This window comes from Alteromonas sp. BZK5 (assembly GCF_014349115.1).
Lineage (GTDB): Bacteria > Pseudomonadota > Gammaproteobacteria > Enterobacterales > Alteromonadaceae > Alteromonas > Alteromonas macleodii.
On record NZ_JACSOE010000164.1, the window covers coordinates 1 to 3,966 of the forward strand.

4 protein-coding genes and 2 pseudogenes are annotated in these 3,966 nt (G+C 44.3%); 2 read left to right on the forward strand and 4 right to left on the reverse strand.

Annotated elements, in window-relative coordinates; all coding sequences use genetic code 11:
• Together BIZ39_RS20590 and BIZ39_RS20595 are read right to left on the reverse strand one after the other, a co-directional pair.
• Positions 1 to 467 (reverse strand): alcohol dehydrogenase catalytic domain-containing protein (locus BIZ39_RS20590; RefSeq protein WP_187447933.1); only part of this gene is annotated, 467 nt, incomplete at its 3' end.
• Between the two features lie 74 nt (positions 468 to 541).
• On the reverse strand, positions 542 to 1,300 hold the full coding sequence (locus BIZ39_RS20595) for an SDR family oxidoreductase (protein ID WP_187447929.1): 759 nt from the start codon (positions 1,298 to 1,300) through the stop codon (positions 542 to 544).
• Between the two features lie 159 nt (positions 1,301 to 1,459).
• Between BIZ39_RS20595 and BIZ39_RS20600 the strand changes: the two are divergent.
• Positions 1,460 to 1,609 (forward strand): annotated as a pseudogene (locus tag BIZ39_RS20600) (LysR family transcriptional regulator); the annotation flags it as partial.
• Between the two features lie 21 nt (positions 1,610 to 1,630).
• On the opposite strand, the pseudogene BIZ39_RS20605 reads toward BIZ39_RS20600, so the two are convergent.
• Positions 1,631 to 2,107, reverse strand: a pseudogene (locus tag BIZ39_RS20605) (transposase domain-containing protein); the annotation flags it as partial.
• A gap of 375 nt (positions 2,108 to 2,482) precedes the next feature.
• Positions 2,483 to 2,731 (reverse strand): multiprotein-bridging factor 1 family protein, encoded by a 249-nt coding sequence (locus BIZ39_RS22685; RefSeq protein ID WP_187447931.1) that lies wholly within the window; start codon positions 2,729 to 2,731, stop codon positions 2,483 to 2,485.
• Between the two features lie 150 nt (positions 2,732 to 2,881).
• On the opposite strand from BIZ39_RS22685, the gene BIZ39_RS20615 reads away from it, so the two are divergent.
• On the forward strand, positions 2,882 to 3,966 hold a 1,085-nt coding region (locus tag BIZ39_RS20615; protein ID WP_187447932.1), incomplete at its 3' end, for a P-loop NTPase fold protein.

Sequence of the window (3,966 nt, forward strand, 5' to 3'; positions counted from 1 at the left end):
ACTTTCTGGTCCGCTTTAACATTCGCCTTGTCAACCAAACCTTCCCAAGCGGTAAGTGCAACCAGAGGTAAAGCCGCAGCTTCACGCATGGACAAATTTTTCGGTTTGAGAGCAAGTAATTCAGCATCTACGTTGGCATATTCAGCCAATGATCCTTGCAATCCTCGCACCCCGCCAGTCAGACCATAAACGGCATCGCCTACTGCAAAGTCGGTGACGCCGTCGCCGATAGCAACAATTTCTCCAGCTAAATCGGTGCCAAGTACTGCGGGTAATTCCGGCATGGCATAAGGAGCGATACCTTGGCGGATCTTGTAATCAATAGGATTGACTCCACTTGCAAATATTTTTACTTGCACCTGACCTGCTGATGGAGAGGGTAAGTTAATCAGGGCATCCCGGAATACTGTACCCTCTTCATAGCTATCTAATACCAAAGCACGCATTTGTCTGTTTAACGCTGTCATCAATAACCTCACATACTGAATATTCAGCGGGTGGTTAAATCACCCGCTGGTTAATAGATCTTTTATTAAACGAATTAAAATTCTTGAACAGTTGGGCGCAGAACAATCTCGTTGATATCCACATCCGCAGGCTGCTCAATTGCGTATGCGATAGCACGAGCAACAGATTCAGATGGAATTTCATTTTGCTGATAAAAATCTTTTACAAAGGCTGCACCCTGAGTATCTGAACTTCCATGTTTTAATTCAGATTCGACTGCACCTGGTGAAATGATTGTTGAACGAATTTTACCCCCAACTTCATGACGTAAGCCTTCGGCAATAGCGCGAACAGCAAATTTGGTTCCGCTATAAACCGTGCCGCCGGGACTGAATACTTTGACACCCGCTACGGACGAAATATTGATAAAGTGGCCTGTTCCCTGAGCCTGAAAAATCGGAAGCGCTGCGGCTACTCCATACAGTAGACCTTTAACGTTGATGTCAATCATGCGATCCCACTCGTCAACTCGAGTCTCAGCTAACGGTGCAATCGCCATTAACCCTGCATTATTGATAACCACATCAACTTTACCGAAGCGCTCTTGTGCAAGATTTACAAGGGCCTTCACTTCGTCCTGGCAAGTCACATCTGTCGCTTGAACCGCAACTTTTCCGCCCGCTGTGCGTATGTCAGCAGCAATAGCTTCAAGCTTGTCGATGCGTCGGGCACCTAAAACAACAGATGCGCCAAGACTGGCTAGATGTCTTGCCGTGGTCTCGCCCAAACCGCTGCTACCACCAGTGATGACAACGACCTTACCACTGATGTTGTTTGCTAAAACACTACTCATAGTTAATATCCTCACTTCAGTTGAATGAATGACTCTGTCTAAATAATGTGCAAATTATCCCTTACTTTTAAAAACCAATAAATGGAAACGTTTTAATTTCACAATTCCATAATTTGGAATAATATTAGCGTATTCATATCAAACCAGAATGTGACTGTGATGCTTAACAGATTGGAAATGCTCCGGATATTTTGTACTGCTGCTGAGTCTAGCAGCTTTAAAGAAGCGGCTAACCGTCTGGGAATTTCTCCTCAGGCAGTGACGCGAGCAGTGAAGGAATTAGAGCGATTGCAAGGGGTAATGCCGTTCACTTAAGGTGAGCGGCATTTTTCTTACTTGCGGGTAAAGAGAATCCTTTTGGCGTGAAAACGCGTCGGCATTTTCCGGCGTATCTTCGGTACGCCAGACGACACCATCAACGCCTAACAGCGTCAGCCCATTCCACTGAGGTAAGTTTGCCTGCCTGAGCCAGTGCGCCGTCATGTGCTGATACACCGCCTTTGCACCACTTTCCCCCAAGGTTTTACGACGCTGCGTTAACGCACTTTTCGCCACAAAAGGCTTACCCTCGCGATCAACAATATCGAGCTGGTTTACAACATCAGATATCGACTTGTCATTGTACAGCGCCATGCCTACAAGTAGCCATACCAGTGATTCAAGCGACAACTTACGTTTGCGCAAGGTAACTGTATCAGACATCTGATAAGCTTGTTCAATCAAGTCTAATGGAATGAGGTCAGACAGCGCTTTAGCTTGTGGCTGCTTAACAGTATTGATGATGTCTAAAGCTTGAGAAACGTCCATAAAAAAATCCGATATCAGTTACCTGATACCGGATTTTGAAGCCTTGAAAAGATCGGTCAACCGATCATTAAATTCTTAACTGATCGGCATTAACTCGAAGGTCGGCTTATTGTGTGTAAAGGATAAATGGATGGTACCAGAGGCCGGACTTGAACCGGCACACCTTGAGGGGGATTTTGAATCCGATGCGTTGACCAAACCCGCGACTCTAACTATGGTATCAGACCAAATTAGTTGCTTTTAATATCCCCAGACAATAAAACACTCGTAGCGATAACAACCAAAAATAGGTCAGTGTTAACAACTCTTAAAAGTTGCTATTGCGAATTGCTTCAACACAGCAGTTTGCTTTTTATATAACAAAGCATGGTCAAGCTAGCCTCTCCGTATTTCTTCTTCTAAAAGTTTTACGAAAGTCGGCAGTGAAACATTGAGGACATGACACAGTTCTCTTAGCTGAATAATATCTAGTCTTCTTACTCCGCGCTCGACATCGCTTATGAAGGATTGTGGGCGACCAAGCGCAGCCGAACATTGAGCTTGTGTAAGCCCTGATTTTGCTCTGGTCGCTCTGATAACTTTCAACAAAATATCGTGTTCGCGTGTATACAGTGTTTTTGACATATCCGCGTCTCATTAAGTGGCGGACAGTCACTCTATATCTGAATTTTAGATATCTGATTTTCAGATATTGTGTTAAGTTTGTGTGTGAATTGTTTGACGCAAGAATTGCGCTCGAACGCAACATTCTCGGTTCATCAGAGGACGATGCTCATGCACACTATCCCCCACGCTGTACAAGATATCCCGCTAGGTGAAGGCAGTGACTTTAAGGATGAAATGTTAGGTCTCACACGCTATGCGCTAGCACTCAGCCAGTTCATCGTGCAATGCGGTACGCCCATGACAATCGCTATTCAAGGCGACTGGGGTACAGGTAAAACAAGTATGATGCGTTTAATTGAATCGACGCTTTCCACTGACGAAACAGTGAAGGTCGGCTCATTCTGGTTCAATACATGGCAGTATTCGCAATTCTCGTCGAATAGTTCATTGTTGCCGCTCATCTTCTTGGAAAGCTTAACGCGACAGCTTAAACAGCGGCTGGATGAAAAAAGTTCTGACATGCTGAAGAAGGTTCAAGGCTCATTAAATACCCTTAAGCCCTTTCTATTTGCCGCAGGTCGCGGAGTTGCCTATGCCGCAACTGGTGGTATTGCTACGGAGGTTTACGACGAAGCACGGAAACAAGGTGGTGTGGGAAATACCAGTACCTTGGCATTGTCTGATGCACTATCGAACCTAAAGCGTGACTTGACGATGTATGTTGAGAAAATATGCGTGGATGAAGGGCTTAACCGCATCGTTATCTTTATTGATGATTTAGATCGTATTCGCCCTGAAAGTGCTATTGAGTTACTTGAAACACTTAAGTTATTTGTCGATATTCCCAAATGTGTGTTCGTGTTGGCACTTGATATAAGTGTAGTTAAAAAGGGCGTAAGTGCTAAATTTGGCACCGATGAAGTAGATGCCGAAGGGCGAAGTTTTTTTGATAAGATTATTCAACTTCCTTTTCAAATGCCAACTGTGACATACGGTGCACACATCAAAACGTACCTCACTCGCCTATTAGAACGTTCAAACTACGGAAATGGTATGTCGGATGAAGGATTAATGACATGCGCGAATCTACTTATTACCAGTATAGGCACCAACCCCAGAAGTATTAAGCGATTAATTAATGTGTTGTCTTTGATGAGCATTTCACACAATCTCGATATGTCTGAAGACAAGCTTGATTTAGATGGAGACGAGCACAACCAGTTACTTTTATTCGGATTTACGTGCTTTCAGAT

Bases quoted from the DNA above. Each gene is read 5' to 3' on its own strand.
- BIZ39_RS20595 (WP_187447929.1), bottom strand. From the start codon at position 1,300: ATGAGTAGTGTTTTAGCAAACAACATCAGTGGTAAGGTCGTTGTCATC.
- BIZ39_RS22685 (WP_187447931.1), bottom strand. From the start codon at position 2,731: ATGTCAAAAACACTGTATACACGCGAACACGATATTTTGTTGAAAGTT.